The organism is Acinetobacter seohaensis, assembly GCF_056431365.1.
Genome location: NZ_JBWKMK010000145.1, coordinates 59,981 through 77,485, shown reverse-complemented (window position 1 = coordinate 77,485; position 17,505 = coordinate 59,981). Strand labels below are relative to the sequence as shown.

Below are 17,505 nucleotides of genomic sequence, written 5' to 3'. Positions count from 1 at the left end.
AAACCATTATCCATCAGAAGTTGAGTCTATTTACTTTGTGCCGTTGTTGGTCACAGGAGAGCTTTTCATGAGTGGAAAAATTGATGTGCGCGAAATCGACGTTTTAGTCGATGCACAAAATGGACGTATCACTCCATCTATTTATACAGATCCAGATATCTACGAATTAGAACTTGAACGTGTGTTCGGCCGTACGTGGTTGTTCCTGTGTCATGAAAGCCAAATTCCTAAAGCTGGCGACTTCTTCAACACCTACATGGGTGAAGATCCAATTATTGTGGCACGTCAAAAAGACGGTTCAATCAAAGCATTTTTAAACCAGTGCCGTCACCGTTCTATGCGTGTGAGCTTTGCAGACTGTGGTAATACCCGTGCATTTACTTGCCCATATCATGGTTGGTCTTACGGTATTGATGGTTCACTCAAAGATATTCCTTTAGAAGAACGTGCGTATCCACAAGGTGCTTGTAAAGAGCAATGGGGCTTGGTGGAAGTCAACCGCGTGAAGTCTTACAAAGGCTTGATCTTTGGTTGCTGGGATGAAACCACTCCAGACCTAGAAGAATACATGGGCGACATCGCTTGGTACTTAGATGGCGTGATTGACCGTCGTCCGGGTGGTACTGAAATTATTGGTGGCGTACACAAGTGGGAAATTGACTGTAACTGGAAATTTGCTGCAGAACAGTTTGCTTCTGACCAATATCACGCTTTGTTCTCACACGCCTCTGCCATTCAGGTACTTGGTGCAAAACCAGATGATGACAGCACCAAACAATTAGGTGCAGCGCAAACAGCTCGTCCTGTTTGGGAAACTGCCAAAGATGCAATTCAGTATGGTTCACGTGGTCACGGTTCAGGTTTCTTCTTTACAGAAAAACCAGATGCAAACGTATGGGTTGATGGTGAAGTTGCCAATTACTTCCGCGAAACTTACGAAGAAGTGAAAGAGCGTTTAGGCGAAGTACGTGCTTTACGTCTTGCAGGTCACAACACCATGTTCCCAACACTGTCTTGGTTGAACGGTACTGCAACACTGCGCGTATGGCATCCACGTGGTCCAAACAAAACTGAAGTATGGGCATTCTGTATTGCCGATGCTGAAGCACCTCAAGACGTGAAAGAAGCATTTGAGCGTTCTGCGACACGTGCCTTCGGTCCTGCAGGTTTCTTAGAGCAAGATGACTCTGAAAACTGGATTGAAATTCAAAAAGTATTGCGCGGCTATAAAGCACGTCAAAACAAGCTCATTGTCGAAATGGGTAAAGGCAACGAAAAAGTACGTGAAGATGGTATTCCAGGAATCACCAACTACATTTTCTCTGAAACTGCAGCACGTGGTATGTACCGCCGTTGGGCAGACTTGCTGATCCATGAAAAATGGGAAGACGTTGAAAAAGCAGCTGACGAATACGAGAAGGAGCTAATGAAATGAGTCAAATCAGTTTAGAACTTCAACATGAAGTGAGCCAATTCTTGTATCGCGAAGCAAAATTGCTGGACGACTGGAAATTCCGTGAGTGGTTAGACCTCATGGCAGAAGACATTTCTTATACCTTGCGTACCACACCAAATGCGCAAACCCGTGACCGTCGTCGTTCGGTTGAACCACCTACAACTTGGGTGTTCAACGACAACAAACACTTGCTTGAGCGCCGTGTTGCACGTCTGGAAACAGGTATGGCATGGGCTGAAGAACCTCCGTCACGTACCACGCATATGGTCAGCAACGTGATTGTTGAAGCGACAGAGGTCGAAGGTGAATACGACGTACACGTAACTTACTTGTTGTACCGTACTCAAAAAGAGAAAGACGTGACTATTTACTGTGGTAAGCGCCATGACAAAATCCGTCGTGTTGAAGGTGGCTTAGGCTTCCAGATCTTCAACCGTAAGATTGTACTTGACCAAGTAACCTATAACTCACACAACCTGAGTGTATTCTTCTAATGAATAAAATCTTTGTTTGCCAAGTTGACGAATTAGACGAAGGCGAAGCGTTAAAAGTGGATTGCGGTGTGAACGGTATTGAAGCACTGGCAGTATTCAACAACGGTGGTGAGTTCTTTGCCATGAATGACCGTTGTTCACACGGCAATGCCTCAATGTCTGAAGGTTATCTTGAAGATGATGGCACAGTTGAATGCCCACTGCATTCTGCACGTTTCTGTTTAAAGACTGGTCAAGCATTATGCTTGCCAGCCACCGACCCGATTCAAACTTTCCCTGTGGTGGTTGAAGACGGCGCGTTATATGTAGAAATGGCAGGAGAGTAAGCATGGGTTGGCTAAAAGGCGAAGTGGCACTGATTACAGGTGGCGGTTCTGGTTTAGGTTGGGCTTTGGTCGAGCGCTTTCTTGAAGAAGGTGCGCATGTGGGCGTGTTACAGCGTTCACAATCTAAAGTCGATGCCTTAAAAGAGCGTTTTGGTGATCAAATTGTGGCAGTCGCTGGTGATGTTGCCAACTATGCAGACAATGTCCGTGCTGTGCAGGCCACTGTGGAGCGTTTTGGAAAGCTAGATTGCTTTATTGGCAATGCAGGGATTTGGGATCACTACGCAGATATCGTCAATACGTCTGGTGAGCAGCTTGAAAAAGCCTTTGATGAAATCATGGGCATTAATTCCAAGGCGTTAATCTTGGGGGCAAAAGCAGCGCTGGATGAATTGGTGAAATCTGAAGGTTCTATCATCTTAACCTTATCTAATTCTGCGCTGTATTCTTCAGGCGGTGGTCCTGTTTACACTGCATCTAAACATGCAGGTGTTGGCATCATGAAAGAGTTGGCTTATGAATTGGCACCTAAAGTACGTGTCAATGCTGTTGCGCCTTCAGCGATGAATGTCAATATTAAGGGCGCAGCATCTTTAGGTCAGGAAAACCTAGGCTTACTCGATGCACGTGATCCTGAAAAAATTGCACGCGGTATGCCGCTGAATTTCTTGCCTGAGCCAGAAGACATGACCGGTTCTTATGTGCTCTTGGCATCGCGTCAAAATAACCGTGCGCTGACTGGCGTTCTGATCAATGCAGAATGTGGTTTGGGTATTCGTGGTTTGCGTCAACCACGTGCAGGTTTTTTTGACGAATAAAATTGAGTCTAAATTCAATAGACGAATCGGCAGCCTTTCTCTGGGCTGCCTTCCTTATTTAGGAGTCTTTCATGGCCGTTAAACTCATTTGTGCATCGCACAGTCCTTTAATGGAATTTGCAACGCCGCAAGATCAATCTAAAGAACAAAAAGTTCGTGCTGCCTTTGAGCAACTTTCTGCCGAAGTCAAAGCTTACGATCCAACCCTGATCATTACCTTTGGTCCAGACCATTTCAACGGTTTCTTTTACGATTTGATGCCAAGTTTCTGTGTCGGTATTCGTGCTACGGCTGCGGGTGACTGGGACTACGGCAAAGACAACAACCGTATTGATGTGCCTGAAGACAAAGCCTTGGCAATGGTGCGCCGTGTGTTGGATGAAGGTGTAGATGTTGCATATTCGTATCGTATGCAGGCCGACCATGGGGTGACTCAGCCATTACACTTTTTGTGTGAGGGGCAGCTAGATCGTTATCCAACCATTCCCGTGTTTATTAATGGCGCTGCAGCGCCGATGCCAACCACCAAGCGTACTATTGCTTTAGGTCGTGCTGTGGGTCAATTCATCAAGTCGTTGAATCTTGAAAATGAGCGCGTTTTGGTCTTGGGTACAGGTGGTCTTTCACACGATCCACCAACACCACAAATGGGTTCAGTACCGCCAGAAGTTGAAGAATTTTTAATTGCAGGTCGTAATCCGAGCCCTGAAGCACGTCATGCACGTCAGGCTAAAGTGATTGCAGTCGGTCAAAAACTTGCAGCAGGTGATACCTCTGTGGCTGTGCCACTCAGCCCTGAGTGGGATATTGCCTTGCTTGAAAAATTCAAACAGGCAGACTTTGTGGCTATGGAAGCCATGACCGAAGCTGAAATTCGTCGCGATGGTGGTCGTGGTGGTCAGGAAGTCCGTTCGTGGATGGCTGCTTTTGCTGCGTTAGATGAACTGGGTGCGTATGAAATGACCACGCATTGCTATGAAGATATTAGTGAGTGGATTGCGGGCTTTGGCATCGTATCTGCCGAGTTAAAAGGTTAAGCCCATGAGTGTAGAAACAATTGTGATTGTGGGTGCAGGTCAGGCAGGGGCGAGCGCCATTCTTGAGCTGCGCGGCAATCAATATGCAGGCAATATCATCTTAATTGGTGATGAAACACATTTGCCTTATGAGCGTCCACCGCTGTCTAAAGACGTGATTTTGCGTCCTGAAGAAACCAAAATCGAGATTCTGTCGGAAGAAAAACTGGCAGAACTAGGTGTGACCACAATTCGTGGCAATGGCGTGAGTAAAATCAATGCCGAAGCGCATACGGTTGAATTGCAAAATGGTGAGGTCATTGCCTACGACAAGTTGCTTCTTGCAACGGGTGGTGCTGCACGTCGTTTGCCAAATTTTGATGCGCTGGGTAAACACGTTTACACGCTGCGTAATCTTGAAGACTCGCAAGCCTTAGTACCTGTATTGCAAGCGGGTCGTCGCATCATCTTAATTGGTGGTGGTGTGATTGGTTTAGAGTTGGCATCTTCAGCACGCTTTAAAGACTGTCAGGTAACTGTCATTGAAATGGGACCAATGGTGATGGGACGTTCATCACCACTCATCTTGAGTGAGTTTTTACTGCAACAGCAGTTATTGGCAGGAGTTGATGTACGTCTGTCTACGCAAATTGCAGACTGCAAGCTAGATGGTGAAGAAATTGTCGTGACCTTAGAAGGTGGCGAAGAACTACGTGCCGATGCGGTGATTTACGGTATTGGCATTATTCCAAACGCACAATTGGCAGTTGAAGCAGGTTTAGATGCAGACTTTGCGGTGCATGTGAATGAAAACTGTCAAACTTCAAACCCAGATATTTATGCCGCGGGTGATGTCGCATCACAACTGCGTGAATGTGGCAACCATCGTCGTGTAGAAACTTGGGAAAACGCTAACCTGCAAGCAGGTATCTTCGCGCGTCATGTGATGGGCGTTGAACATCCTGTAGCCAATCCCGCTTGGTTCTGGACTGATCAACTCGACATTAACTACCAATTTGTAGGAGATATGTCAGCAGCAGAATGGCATGTGCGTGGTGAGATGGATGCTTCCAAACGCAGTGAGTCTTCATTCGTATTGTTTGGTGTGACCGATGGCGTGATTGTCGGCGGAATTACCGTCAACTCAGCCAAAGATATGCGTCACTTGAAAAAGCTGATTGCTAAACAAGCTGCTTTTGAAGCAGACAAATATTTAGATGTGAGCCAAGACCTTCGCAAATTGGTGAAGTAAGCTTGAACTGATGAAAAACAGACCTGAGGCAACTTGGGTCTGTTTTTTATCTGCCGAAGAAAAGTGTCCATTTTATGTTGAGCAAGCGATGAATACGAATACATCTCCTGTTGTGGTAACCGCCAGTATTTATGCCTTATTGGTATTAATCTGGGCGACCACGCCATTGGCGATTGTCTGGAGTGTGCAGGAAATTCATCCAATGTGGGTTTTGATTATCCGCTACATTGGGGCTTCCGTGATTGCGCTATGCTTGCTCAAACTGATGCGCGATCCACTGCCTTTTGATCACACCTCAGTGAAAAGCTATTTGGCGGGTAGTCTGAATTTAATTGGTGCACAGCTATTTATTTACTTGGCTGCCAATTATTTAACTTCAGGCTTAATGGCGCTGATTTTTGGCTTTTCTCCTTTAATCGCAGGCTTGATTGGTCATGTGATTTTACGCACGCAAAAATTGATTGCCTTACAGTGGACAGGGATGGCAATTGCGATTGCAGGACTCAGCTTTGTCTTTGCAGACTCTGCCGACAGCAAAGTGAATCCATGGGGCGTGGTGTTGATGTTTATCAGTATGCTGTCCTATATCAGCTCAATTTTTTGGGTCAAACAAATCAATGCTCCTTTAAAGCCGATGTCACAAGCCACAGGTTCTTTATTGGTATCATCGGCAGGGTCATTGTTATTAATTCCCTTTATTTGGTCGCATTTCCCGACTCAAATGCCAAGCAGCCAAGCCATGATTGGTTTTGTATTTACCATGATCATGTCGTCTATTGTCGCCATGCTGTGTTATTTCTGGCTGATTCGTCGTTTAAATGCCTCAACCGTATCTTTAAGTAATGTGATGACTCCCATCATCGCGTTAATTTTAGGTGCGACCTTAAATAATGAACACATCAGCATGAATGCGTTTATTGGCATTGCCGTGGTGATGTTCGGGATTGTGATGTATTTCTGGAAAGAATGGCGCGAACAATATTTTGCTAAACGCTAAGCCCGCATTGCTATACCCGTGTTTAGGTTTTTCTAAAGCCTCGTTTATCTGAGGTGTAAATTTCCGATCATTAACCCGCTGTCGATACGACTTTTTTCTCAAAACAACAAAAACATAAAGGAAATTGCCTGCTTGATTTCGCTACTATGCGTGATAGAGTCAACACATGAACCAAAGCTGTGTTTTTTTCTGAACAGATCAGGATAAAAAGCATCATGGTAGATGCGCTATATATTATTGGGCTTACATGAACAACGTGGAACAAAAGCATTTTCAACTGCCAACGGAAGCCTGTTGGTCGCATACTTGGCGTAAACCCAAGCTACAGTTTTTGCCTTCAAATCATTATGATGGAGCGCAGTTTTTTAATCCGATTGCGTGTCCTGAGGGGCGCAGCCAAACTGATTTATTGAAATGGTTGCTAAAACGCAAATCGAACAGTTGGAATGTCAATCCGCAACAAGAAGCACAGCAATTTTTTACAGCGCCAAGTGCTTTGCCACAATTACGTCCACACGCCAGTTTGGATGATTGGCAAGTTTGGTTTGTGGGGCATGCAACGGTGCTGATTCAAATTGGACCGTATAACTTTTTAACCGATCCAGTCTGGGCAGAGCATGCCAGTCCGAAACAGGGGCGAGGGCCTAAACGTGCCTGTCCTGCAGGGATTGCACTGGAAGATTTACCGACCATTCATGCCGTCTTCTTGAGCCATAACCATTATGACCACATGGATTTAGCCACCTTAAAATGGCTGAATCATCAATTTGCCATGCCTATTTATACAGGTTTGGGCAATGCTTGGTATTTACCACCAGACTTGCATGTGATTGAAATGGATTGGTGGCAGTCGGCTTTGTTTAAAGAGTTGAAAATTGTGTACACTCCTGCACAACATGGTTCTGGACGTGGCGCACGCGATCAGAACATGGCGTTATGGGGTGGTTTTTCTATTTTACATGGGCAAGATCATTGCTTCTTTGCGGGCGATACAGGTTACTCGCCACACTTTAAAGAAATCCAAACCCGCATTGGCGCACCGCGCGTGGCACTTTTGCCGATTGGTGCTTATGAACCCCGCAATTTAATGCGTTATATGCATATGAACCCTGAAGATGCCTTTCAGGCACATAAAGACTTACATTCCAAATGTTCATTGGCAATTCACTATCGAACCTTTGAATTGACTGATGAAGGACGTGATCAGCCTGAGGCAGATTTGCATCAAGCCATGAAGCGTTCTTCTAAACTGATGAATCCGTTTTATTGTATTCGTGAGAGTAAGAAATTAATTGTTTAATCTTTTAAAAACTTGACCTTAAATAAAAGTGACACGCTACTTTTCACGCTACTGAAAAGTGGCAATGATAGATATAGAACACAAAGCCCCTATCGAAATAGGGGCTTTGTTTTGGTGTTTAAAGTCTTGCTGTTTAGACTGACTTGATCTTTAACTACAAAGATTACAGTACGCCAGGCTGACCAAGTGCAGGGTCACTGGCACGTGCTGCTTGCGCATCGGCAACGGTCATGCCTAAAGCTGCTGCAACGCCTTCGCCATAAGCAGGGTCACATGCATAACAGTTACGAATATGACGATACTTAATAAAGTCTAAAGCATCACCCATCGCACGTGCCGTGTTATCAAACAGTGCTTGTTTTTGCTCAGGGTTCATTAAATTGAACAAGGCACGCGGCTGGCTAAAATAGTTGCTATCATCTTCACGATAATCCCAGAAATCTGCATCGCCACGAATTTTTAGCGGTGGTTCGCGGTATTGTGGTTGCTCTTGCCATTGATGGAAGCTGTTTGGCTCATAGTGTGGCAAGCTGCCATAGTTGCCATCCATACGACCCTGACCATCACGACGGTTTGAGTGCACAGGGCAGCGTGCAGCATTCACTGGAATTTGTGTATGGTTCACACCAACACGGTAACGTGCAGCATCGGCATAGTTGACCAAACGCGCTTGTAACATGCGATCTGGCGAGTAGCTAATTCCTGGTACAAGGTTGCTTGGTGCAAAGGCAGCCTGTTCAACATCTTGGAAGTAGTTTTCAGGGTTACGGTTCAGTTCAAATTCACCCACTTCAATCAGTGGATAATCACCTTTCGGCCAAACTTTGGTGAGGTCAAATGGGTGATAAGGGACTTTTTCTGCATCCAGTTCAGGCATGATTTGCACGAACAGCGTCCATTTCGGGAAATCACCGCGTTCAATGGCATTGTAAAGGTCAGTCTGGCTGCTTTCACGGTCACGACCAATCAATTCTGCTGCTTCTGCATCGGTCAGGTTTTGAATGCCTTGTTGAGTGCGGAAGTGGAATTTCACCCAGAAACGCTCATTATTGGCATTAATAAAACTATAGGTGTGGCTACCAAAACCATGCATGTGACGATAACCCACAGGAATACCACGATCCGACATCACAATGGTGACTTGGTGCAGTGCTTCTGGCAGCAAAGTCCAGAAATCCCAGTTATTGGTCGCATTACGCAGGTTGGTGCGTGGGTCACGCTTTACCGCTTTATTCAGGTCAGGGAATTGACGTGGGTCGCGGAAAAAGAACACTGGTGTGTTGTTACCGACTAAATCCCAGTTGCCTTCTTCAGTATAGAATTTTAAAGCAAAACCACGAATGTCACGTTCTGCATCGGCAGCGCCACGCTCACCTGCAACGGTAGAGAAACGAGCAAACATTTCAGTTTTTTTGCCAACTTCAGAGAAAATTTTGGCACGGGTATATTGGCTGATGTCGTGCGTGACCGTAAACGTACCAAACGCACCTGAACCTTTGGCATGCATACGACGCTCAGGAATTACTTCACGTACAAAGTTTGCCAACTTTTCATTGAGCCATAAATCTTGAGTAAGGAGTGGGCCACGTGCGCCCGCAGTCATACTATTTTGGTTATCTACAACAGGTGCGCCTGCATCGGTGGTTAAATGCGTTACAGGGCATTTTTTTATCTCTTGGCTCATCGTTGTTCTCCATTATTGTGATCATCATGTGGTGGGCTGTATTAGAAATTTAGCTTCTAAAACAAGCGGCCATGAACCGTTTTGTTTGTTTAAAAAATCAACTACAACACCACAATACCATGCAGATCGGGCTTTGTAGATGAAAGCTTTTCAAATCTCACCATTTTAATGTAAAACGATTTTTATAATTTTACAAATAGATAAATTTATTGTTTATGATTGGTGTATTCGATAGATCTTTGTAAACTAAATAATCAGTTTTGCTGCACTAAATGTCTGAAACTGCTGCTAAAAACGGTTGAATCGCCAATGAAATATCGGTGTGCAAGGCATCCCAATCTTGATAATGTGGATTGATTAATAAACTTTGCGAAATAAAACCATAACTGATGCGATGCAGATTCAAAGCAAGGCGCAGTTGTTGTTCGGCATTGTGTATGACAGGTGCGAAAATCTGTTGCCACATCTGTAGCATCATGCTGTAACTTTTTTGGTAAGTTTCAATGTGTGAAACTTGTCGTTCCAGTAAAAAAGTCTGTGCCCAAAGCCATTGTTGTGCCTGAATTTGCTGAAGCTGAAACTGAATGATTGTTGCGATATAGCGGTTTATTTCAACAACTGTGGATAACTCAAGTTGCTGTTGGGCATAACTTTTTAAGCGTTCTGCATGCTGTTTGACTTGCAGGTGAATCGTCAATGCCAGTAAATCTTCTTTCTTGGCAAAGTATTCATAAAAAGTGCCTAAACCGACACCTGCCAAATCGGTAATTTCGCGAATGGTAATTTCAGCTGCCGAGCGTTCATGCAAAAGCCGAACAAAACTTTCTTGTAAAGCCTCTTGAGTCAGTTTAGCCCTTGATTGGCGCGGCTTACGGCGCACTTGAACCTCAGAATTTTTCATAAATAAAGCCGAACACCTGAGCGCATATTTTTCTCTATACTGAATGCAATGATAGCACCGCGTTTATCTAGGAGTGACACAATGCAGACATGGATGACCCATCAAATTCAAAATCAGTTTGATGAATTACAAGACTATAACTTATTTGAAACCGATACGGTTTTACAAGAAATTTTAACCCGTTATGGCAGTCAAGATCAGACTCGACTGAGCGAATTGGGACATATTGCAGCATCGGCAGAATATTATCACTATGCCGATTTAGCCAATCGGCATACGCCTATTTTACATGCCTTCGATGCACGTGGACGCCGTAAAGATGTAGTGGAGTTTCATCCCGCATGGCATCACTGGATGGCGCTGAATCGCAAGTTTGACACGCATGCACATCCATTTAAACAACCGCAATCTACGGCAAAATGGGTCGATTGGGCCAGTCGCTTTTATTTGGCGGGACAGGTTGAGTGTGGCAATTTATGTCCAAATTCCATGACTTTAGGCAGTATTCCGCTCATTCAGCGTGAACCTGAATTATGGGCAAGCATGGGCGAAAAACTGTTATCGCATGAATATGACCCGCGTGATGTGCCGATTTCACAAAAGAAATCTATTTGGTTGGGCATGGGCATGACCGAAAAGCAGGGTGGTTCAGATGTACGTGCCAACCAAACGCTTGCCATTCCAGTCGCAGCAACAGGGCGTGGGCAAGCCTATTTGCTCACAGGTCATAAATGGTTTTTCTCTGCACCAATGTGTGATGCACATTTGGTGGTTGCCAATACCGAACAAGATGGTTTGGCTTGTTTCTTTGTACCGCGTTGGTTAGAAGATGGCAGAAAAAATAATATTCAGGTACAGCGTTTAAAAGACAAAGTGGGAAATCGGAGTAACTCCAGTTCTGAAGTCGAATTTCAGCAGGCGTGGGGCATCATGATTGGCGAAGCAGGGCGCGGTATTCCCACCATTATTGAAATGGCGAACTACACTCGTTTAACCTGTGCTGTGGGCAGTAGTGCCATGCTGCGTCAAGCCTTGGTGCAATGCCTTGCCTATACTCGACAACGTCAAGCATTTGGACAGACTTTGGCGAATCAGCCATTAATGCAGGCAGTCTTGGCAGATTTGGCTTTGGAAACTGAAGCTGCGGTACAGCTCAGTTTTCATTTGGCACATTGTTATGAAAGCGATGATGCTGTGTCTTTGGCATGGAAGCGTTTAATGACCCCTGCTGCAAAGTTCTGGATTTGCAAACGCGCGGTGGAACTTACAGGTGAGATGATGGAAGTTTTTGGTGGCAATGGTTATGTCGATAACAGCATCATGGCACGTATTTTCAAAGAAGCACCTGTAAATACCATTTGGGAAGGTTCAGGCAATGTCATGTGTCTGGATGTACTACGCGCTATGCAGCGAGAACCTGAGCTGATTCAGGTGTTATTGCAGGATTTTGCTCGCACTGCCGTTACTCATCCTATTTTGGGCAGTGAATTAGATGGTTTGCAGCAGTTATTGCAGACCACGAACAGCAACGATTTACAATTTATGGCACGTGCTTTGGTGAGCCGTTTGGTGATTTTGGCACAAGCGGTTTTGTTGTTGCGTTATGCGCCAAGTTTTGTGGCAGAAGGTTTTATTCAGTCGCGTTATAGTGCATTGCATGGGCAAGTGGTGGGTATGCTTAAACCTAAACAGGTCGATGTTGCATCCATCTTGCAGCGTGCATTTTCAGCATAGCATCCCTTGCTACTTGATTCTGCACAAAAAATTCACCCGCTTGGTAAAACCAAACGGGTGAATTGAACCGTATATTGCAGTCGAGTCGTGATCAATCACGCTCGCTTGTAGCAAAGCTGATTGCTTCAGCGAAACTTATTTCGCAGGCTCTTCAGCTTTTACACCTTTTTGATATAGAGTGTAGATGTAAATTGGAATATCCAAATCTTCTAAGTGTTTGTAGATGAGTGGACGTACATCTTCCCAATCTAAACCGCCTACACCTGTTGCAAGACGCGGTAACGCCAAGCTTTCAATTTTCTCTTCTTCAATCAACTGTTTTAAGTTTTTCAAAGTGCGGTTGACGTATTCTGTCGATGCTTTACCTGGTTTTGAACCGTTGTCATAAGCCGCTTCCTGAGTCATCAGGTTGACGATGCGTTGACCTTCGGCATTGACCCAAGTCCATTGCTCACCCGCTTTAGGATGGTAAATATGACAATAGTTGCGGAAGTCTTTATATAGCGCAGGCCAGTGCTCACGCAGACTTAAAGCCAAACCTGTTGCAAAGTTATCGTTAGGGGCAACACCGTGAGCAATCGCACGTGCTTCGCTCAGTAAAATATCTCCAGAAACTTCATAAATCATGAATTTGACTCCTGTTTTTAATGGTCTTGTTAAACTGATCTTCTATATTCATATTAGCCAATCATTGCAGTTTTTCTAGTGGATTTTATAACTAATAAGTATTTGAAAAGTAATAAAATTTTTTATAATTTTATGCTATAATTGTATGGGTAAAGCCGCTGAGTGTTCTTTAAAATAGCCTTCAAAAATAACCGTCAGAAAAATCTGATAAAGTGGCGGCAATAATTTATTTACCCTTCTTTTTATCTTAGCACTATTGAGTGAAAATCGCTTGTAAAATGTACAAAAAAGCGTATGATCGGCTTCCCAATTTAATATGGAACATTGGTGAGAGAATAGTCACGTTATGCAGAAGCAATTGGCTTGAATTTTCCCTCAACATCTCCATCTAAAAGAGTAGCGACACTGCTCATTTCCATGATCAACCGAAAGGAACAGCGTAATGGCAAAGAAAAAACAGCCTGAGCTTATTCAGCATAACTTTGTGGCCAAGCACATGCACGAGGTCAACAAAAGTCAGGTTTTTGTAGACCGTAAGAAAAATGCCAAACGAGGCTATAGCAAACACAAACAAGGGCGATATTCCGATGATTATCGCCCTTGTTGTTTTTGGAGTGAATGGTGTGTTGCTTGAGGCTTAAACTAAGTTTTATGGAGATACGATACGTGTCGCTAGTTTCACCATATCGCCCAAGCCATGGGTTTTAAAATAATATTCCATCAGACTTTTCACCATCAGCGGATTATTCATTTTTAACGCCTGATCTAATAAATGTTGTGCATCGGTCATTGGTACATGACAAATTGCTTTACGCACCCGCAAGATATTACTTGAGCTCATCGACAGGGTATTAAAGCCCATTGCCATCAGAATTACCGCAGACAGCGGATCTCCTGCCATTTCGCCACAAACGCTCACAGGCTTGTCATATTTATGACATTCTTTCACCAAGCGGGTTAAGGCGCGCAGTACTGCAGGATGAAAGTGTGAATAGACGTTGGCCACACGCGGATTGTTACGATCCACTGCCAATAAATACTGGGTTAAATCGTTTGATCCTACCGAGAAAAAATCCACCAACGGGGCAAATTCATCAATTTGCAGCAGCACACTCGGTACTTCTACCATAATGCCAATTTTCGGTTTGGTGATTTTAACCTGTTCTTCTTCCTGCACTGCTTGCAAGTCACGATCTAGCAAATACAAGGCTTCTTCAACCTCGCTGACACTGGTGATCATTGGCAGCAAAATATGCAGATTATTCAAACCAATACTGGCTTTGAGCATGGCACGAATTTGCGAAGAAAAAATTTCAGGATGATCTAGCGTGAAGCGAATCCCGCGCCAACCCAAGGCTGAGTTTTCTTCTTCAATCGAAAAGTACGGCAAGTCCTTGTCTGCGCCAATATCTAGCGTACGCATCACCACAGGTTTGTTGGCAAAGTGACTGAGCTGTTGGCGGTAAATAGCACGCTGTTCTTCTTCGCCCGGGAAACGGTCACGCAGCATAAATGGAATTTCAGAACGATATAAACCAACACCTTTAGCACCGCGTTGTACGCCACGCACCACGTCAATCATCAAGCCTGTATTGACATACAATTTTACCGCTACGCCGTCAGGGGTAATGGCATCTTTGGTTTCATATTGCTTGAGGTCTTTGGCAATCTGTTCTTCTTCTTTTTGAATTTCTTTATAGCGTGTCCGCATGCGACGTGGCGGGTTGATAAACACCCGACCTTGGTGCGCATCTACAATCATTTCCACATCGTCTAGGCTGTTGATCGGCAACTCAGTTACGCCAACTACGGTTGGAATACCCAAAGCACGTGCCACAATGACCATGTGAGAATTCATCGCCCCTTCGGTGGTGACAATCGCTGCGATTTTATCGACAGGCAGTTCTACCAAAGCTGCGGTGGAAATTTCTTCGCCAATTAAAATGCTTTCATCGGTCAGTTCACGGTGACTGGCATCGGCTTCTTGCAAAGAGGCTAAAATACGACGGCCTAAATCTTTCAGATCAGACACACGCTCACGTAAATAGTCATCTTCCATTTGCGAAAATAAGGCAATGTGATTGTCAATCACAATACGCACCGCACCTTGTGCCCAGTTCCCTTCGCGAATCAGTTCTTTAATTTCGGCAGGTAGGGCATTTTCATCCAACATGCGCAGGAATACGCTAAACAGTGCACGTTCCTCCGCCATTAAGGCATCCTGCATTTTGTCATCGAGCGCCTGAATTTCCTGACGTACTGCATCGAGTGCGTTGTCCAGTAATGTCAGTTCTTCGCTAATGTCATCGGCTTCACGGTCTGGCACAGCAGCCAAGTCCGCAGGAGGATACAAAATGACCGCACGACCTAAAGCAATCCCGCCTGAACCCGAAACCCCCTGAAAGGTTTTGTAGGCAGGCAGGTTGTTCGGTTTGCGGAATACATCAATATTGCCCACGGCATGCGCATGTGCAATCACGCCTGAAAGCTGGGCGCAGAGCGTCACTAAAAAGGACTCTGCCGCTTCAGAAAAGTCTTGTTTGTCCTTGTTTTGCACCACAAGAACCCCCATTACTTTACGACGGTACATGACTGGTACGCCAAGGAAGGAGTTATAAATTTCCTCGCCTGTTTCGGCTAAATACATGAAGCGTTCATGTTTAGGCGCATCGTCTAGGTTGACGATTTCTTCACGCTGTCCAACCAGTCCGACTAGACCTTCGCTGGTATGTAAAGATACATGTCCTACAGATTCAGGGTTTAAACCTTTTGAAGCCATGAGGAGGTAGCGCTGATTACGTTCATCCAACAGGTAAATCGAGCAGACATCCACATGCATGGCTTCTGCGACCTGATTCACCATAATGTCGAGTGATTCATGCAAACTGGTGGACGCATTAATTTCTTGCACAATGCGTCTAAGGGTATCCAGTTGCATGTTTGACATACGCGCTACTCCATATTTAGATGGGTTATTTTTAGGTCAGTTGTTACACAGCTCATGACCCTAAGTTATCACAACTGCGTCTATAACATTAAGTTTAAAAACCTACATTTTTTTGCAGGTTTTTAAGGTTTTTTGAGCGGTAATTGATTGCACAATTCCACCATCGCTTTACGGTAGACGTCACGTTTAAAATTGACGACCTGACCGAGCGGATACCAATAACTGACCCATTGCCATTGATCAAATTCAGGTGGGTCGGACAAATTCAGCCGAATATGATGGGCTGAAGCCGTCAGTTGCAATAAAAACCACTTCTGTTTTTGACCAATACATACTGGGTCTGAATCCGTGCGTATGTACCGATGTGGCAAACGATAACGCAGCCAACCTTTAGTTTGCGCGATAACTTGGACGTGTTCGGGCAGTAAGCCAACTTCTTCTCTCAGCTCACGATAAAGTGCCTGTTCAGGGGTTTCTCCATATTGGATACCTCCTTGTGGAAATTGCCATGCATTGTGACCAATGCGTTTTGCCCATAGAACTTGTCCAAACTCGTTTGCCAAAATGATCCCGACATTGGGTCGGAAACCTTCTGAGTCGATCATTTGGCTACCTAAATATTGTTTAATTTATGACTTTGCACTCGGGGATGATGATTTCTTTTCTCCAACTCGAAAACGCAAAGTGTAAATAATGTTAAAATTGCTATGATCTTAACGAATTTCTATCGACTAGCGGAGATAGATTTACAATTTTTTTCTTAAATTTCAGTTTTTACGAGTATTTTCATGAAATTGGCGCTATTTGATCTCGATCACACCTTGTTAAATACTGATTCAGATCATTCTTGGGGTGAGTTTTTGGTAAATGAAGGTTTGGTCGATCCAGTCCGTCACCGCGCCATGAACGACAAGTTTTATGAAGACTATAAGGCAGGACAGCTCGACCCAATTGCATATAACGAATTTGTATTTGAATTTTTAACTCAGCACGACAATCAATACCTGACCGAATTGCATGAATTATTTATGCAAAAGGTGATTCGTCCGCAAATGCGTCCTGAAGGTTTTAAAGCAATTCAGCGTCATCAGGCTTTAGGACATGAATTGGTAGGCATCACCGCAACATCTGACTTTATTACGGCACCTATTTTTCGTGAATTTGGCATTACTGAAATTATTGCCACCAATGCGGAAGTGGTCGATGGAAAATATACAGGTAAGGTAATTAACACCGCATGTTACCAAAAGGGCAAATTGGTACGTTTGGAGCAATGGCTAGAAGGTCGTGATGTGACCGAGTCTTGGGCATATTCAGATTCCATTAACGACCGTTTCTTGCTGGAATATGCCGATCATGCCATTGCAGTAAACCCCGATGCACGTTTACAGGCTTTGGCGGAAGAGCAAGGTTGGGATGTGCAGGACTGGTCAATTTAAAGCTCAGACTAGTGCAATTGTCGCTGTATCAGGTGTGACTAGTCGCTTGTTTCTGTTTTGTTTTTATTTGCTGCAATGTTGGATTATGTCATTCATTTTTAGAATAGGCATGCTAAGGTAAGGCAAGAATTAAAAAACAGCAGGAGTGAAAAAATGAGCGGTGTACGCCCAAGAATGACACATTTATTTGAACAATTAGGTTTAGATGCCAGTGAAGAAGCGATTCAGCAATTTATTGTGACACATCAACTGAGCGCAGAAACCAATATTGCCGATGCTGATTTTTGGACAGACGCACAACGTCAGTTTATTGTTGAAAAAATAAAATCGGATGGTTCATGGGCGATTGTGGTGGATCAATTGAATGAATCTTTACATGAAGATTCGCTCAATCGTTAAGAAATAGACCACGCAGCATTTTGAAATGCTGATAAAAATAGCCCTCAAGTGATGAATCACTTGAGGGCATTTTATTGAGTCTAGAAAAGTAAGTTTATAGATAGTAGAACTTTTG

17 protein-coding genes are annotated in these 17,505 nt (G+C 44.3%); 12 read left to right on the top strand and 5 right to left on the bottom strand.

Annotation, left to right across the window (positions count from 1 at the left end):
* Positions 1–67 precede the first annotated feature (67 nt).
* The 8 genes from hcaE (at position 68) to AC07E5_RS15155 (ending at position 7,659) form a co-directional block, all read left to right on the top strand.
* Positions 68–1,435: a 3-phenylpropionate/cinnamic acid dioxygenase subunit alpha gene (gene hcaE / locus AC07E5_RS15190; protein ID WP_346781444.1), complete on the top strand. Its 1,368-nt coding sequence runs from the start codon at positions 68–70 to the stop codon at positions 1,433–1,435.
* Positions 1,432–1,950, top strand: coding sequence for a 3-phenylpropionate/cinnamic acid dioxygenase subunit beta (hcaF, locus tag AC07E5_RS15185; protein ID WP_104853007.1), 519 nt, complete (start codon positions 1,432–1,434; stop codon positions 1,948–1,950). The genes hcaE and hcaF overlap by 4 nt, the downstream gene beginning before the upstream one ends.
* Entirely contained in the window at positions 1,950–2,276 is a 327-nt protein-coding gene (hcaC, locus tag AC07E5_RS15180) for a 3-phenylpropionate/cinnamic acid dioxygenase ferredoxin subunit (RefSeq protein WP_004976057.1), read from the top strand. The genes hcaF and hcaC overlap by 1 nt, the downstream gene beginning before the upstream one ends.
* 2 nt (positions 2,277–2,278) lie before the next feature.
* A complete protein-coding gene (hcaB, locus tag AC07E5_RS15175; protein ID WP_131261064.1) occupies positions 2,279–3,094 on the top strand; it encodes a 3-phenylpropionate-dihydrodiol/cinnamic acid-dihydrodiol dehydrogenase in 816 nt (271 codons plus the stop codon).
* A gap of 71 nt (positions 3,095–3,165) precedes the next feature.
* Entirely contained in the window at positions 3,166–4,131 is a 966-nt protein-coding gene (locus AC07E5_RS15170; protein ID WP_167845747.1) for a 3-carboxyethylcatechol 2,3-dioxygenase, read from the top strand.
* A 4-nt stretch (positions 4,132–4,135) separates the two neighbouring features.
* Positions 4,136–5,362, top strand: coding sequence for a 3-phenylpropionate/cinnamic acid dioxygenase ferredoxin--NAD(+) reductase subunit (hcaD, locus tag AC07E5_RS15165; RefSeq protein WP_131261062.1), 1,227 nt, complete (start codon positions 4,136–4,138; stop codon positions 5,360–5,362).
* An 88-nt stretch (positions 5,363–5,450) separates the two neighbouring features.
* Positions 5,451–6,359, top strand: coding sequence for a DMT family transporter (locus tag AC07E5_RS15160; protein WP_324529568.1), 909 nt, complete (start codon positions 5,451–5,453; stop codon positions 6,357–6,359).
* Positions 6,360–6,606: 247 nt separating this feature from the next.
* A complete protein-coding gene (locus AC07E5_RS15155; RefSeq protein WP_324529567.1) occupies positions 6,607–7,659 on the top strand; it encodes an MBL fold metallo-hydrolase in 1,053 nt (350 codons plus the stop codon).
* A 163-nt stretch (positions 7,660–7,822) separates the two neighbouring features.
* Here the strand turns inward: AC07E5_RS15155 and AC07E5_RS15150 are convergent, their stop codons facing one another.
* Positions 7,823–9,343 carry a catalase gene (locus tag AC07E5_RS15150; protein ID WP_167845750.1) on the bottom strand — a complete coding sequence of 507 codons (1,521 nt, stop codon included), beginning with the start codon at positions 9,341–9,343 and terminating at the stop codon, positions 7,823–7,825.
* A gap of 268 nt (positions 9,344–9,611) precedes the next feature.
* Positions 9,612–10,244, bottom strand: a complete 633-nt coding sequence (locus tag AC07E5_RS15145) for a TetR/AcrR family transcriptional regulator (protein WP_179993531.1) — start codon at positions 10,242–10,244, stop codon at positions 9,612–9,614.
* An 81-nt stretch (positions 10,245–10,325) separates the two neighbouring features.
* Here AC07E5_RS15145 and AC07E5_RS15140 point away from each other — a divergent pair, with 81 nt between their 5' ends.
* Positions 10,326–11,978, top strand: a complete 1,653-nt coding sequence (locus AC07E5_RS15140) for an acyl-CoA dehydrogenase family protein (protein ID WP_131261059.1) — start codon at positions 10,326–10,328, stop codon at positions 11,976–11,978.
* A gap of 135 nt (positions 11,979–12,113) precedes the next feature.
* Here the strand turns inward: AC07E5_RS15140 and AC07E5_RS15135 are convergent, their stop codons facing one another.
* Positions 12,114–12,605: a macro domain-containing protein gene (locus AC07E5_RS15135; protein ID WP_004976080.1), complete on the bottom strand. Its 492-nt coding sequence runs from the start codon at positions 12,603–12,605 to the stop codon at positions 12,114–12,116.
* A gap of 442 nt (positions 12,606–13,047) precedes the next feature.
* Between AC07E5_RS15135 and AC07E5_RS15130 the strand changes: the two genes are divergently transcribed.
* Positions 13,048–13,239, top strand: coding sequence for a DUF7230 family protein (locus AC07E5_RS15130; protein WP_004976081.1), 192 nt, complete (start codon positions 13,048–13,050; stop codon positions 13,237–13,239).
* Positions 13,240–13,254: 15 nt separating this feature from the next.
* On the opposite strand, the gene ptsP is transcribed toward AC07E5_RS15130, so the two are convergent.
* Together ptsP and AC07E5_RS15120 are read right to left on the bottom strand one after the other, a co-directional pair.
* Positions 13,255–15,552, bottom strand: a complete 2,298-nt coding sequence (gene ptsP / locus AC07E5_RS15125; protein ID WP_179997404.1) for a phosphoenolpyruvate--protein phosphotransferase — start codon at positions 15,550–15,552, stop codon at positions 13,255–13,257.
* Positions 15,553–15,674: 122 nt separating this feature from the next.
* Positions 15,675–16,157, bottom strand: a complete 483-nt coding sequence (locus AC07E5_RS15120) for an RNA pyrophosphohydrolase (RefSeq protein ID WP_004976084.1) — start codon at positions 16,155–16,157, stop codon at positions 15,675–15,677.
* A 183-nt stretch (positions 16,158–16,340) separates the two neighbouring features.
* Between AC07E5_RS15120 and AC07E5_RS15115 the strand changes: the two genes are divergently transcribed.
* Together AC07E5_RS15115 and AC07E5_RS15110 are read left to right on the top strand one after the other, a co-directional pair.
* Positions 16,341–16,991 carry an HAD family hydrolase gene (locus AC07E5_RS15115; RefSeq protein WP_168417510.1) on the top strand — a complete coding sequence of 217 codons (651 nt, stop codon included), beginning with the start codon at positions 16,341–16,343 and terminating at the stop codon, positions 16,989–16,991.
* A gap of 153 nt (positions 16,992–17,144) precedes the next feature.
* A complete protein-coding gene (locus AC07E5_RS15110; RefSeq protein ID WP_498625743.1) occupies positions 17,145–17,390 on the top strand; it encodes a DUF2789 domain-containing protein in 246 nt (81 codons plus the stop codon).
* Positions 17,391–17,505 lie beyond the last annotated feature (115 nt).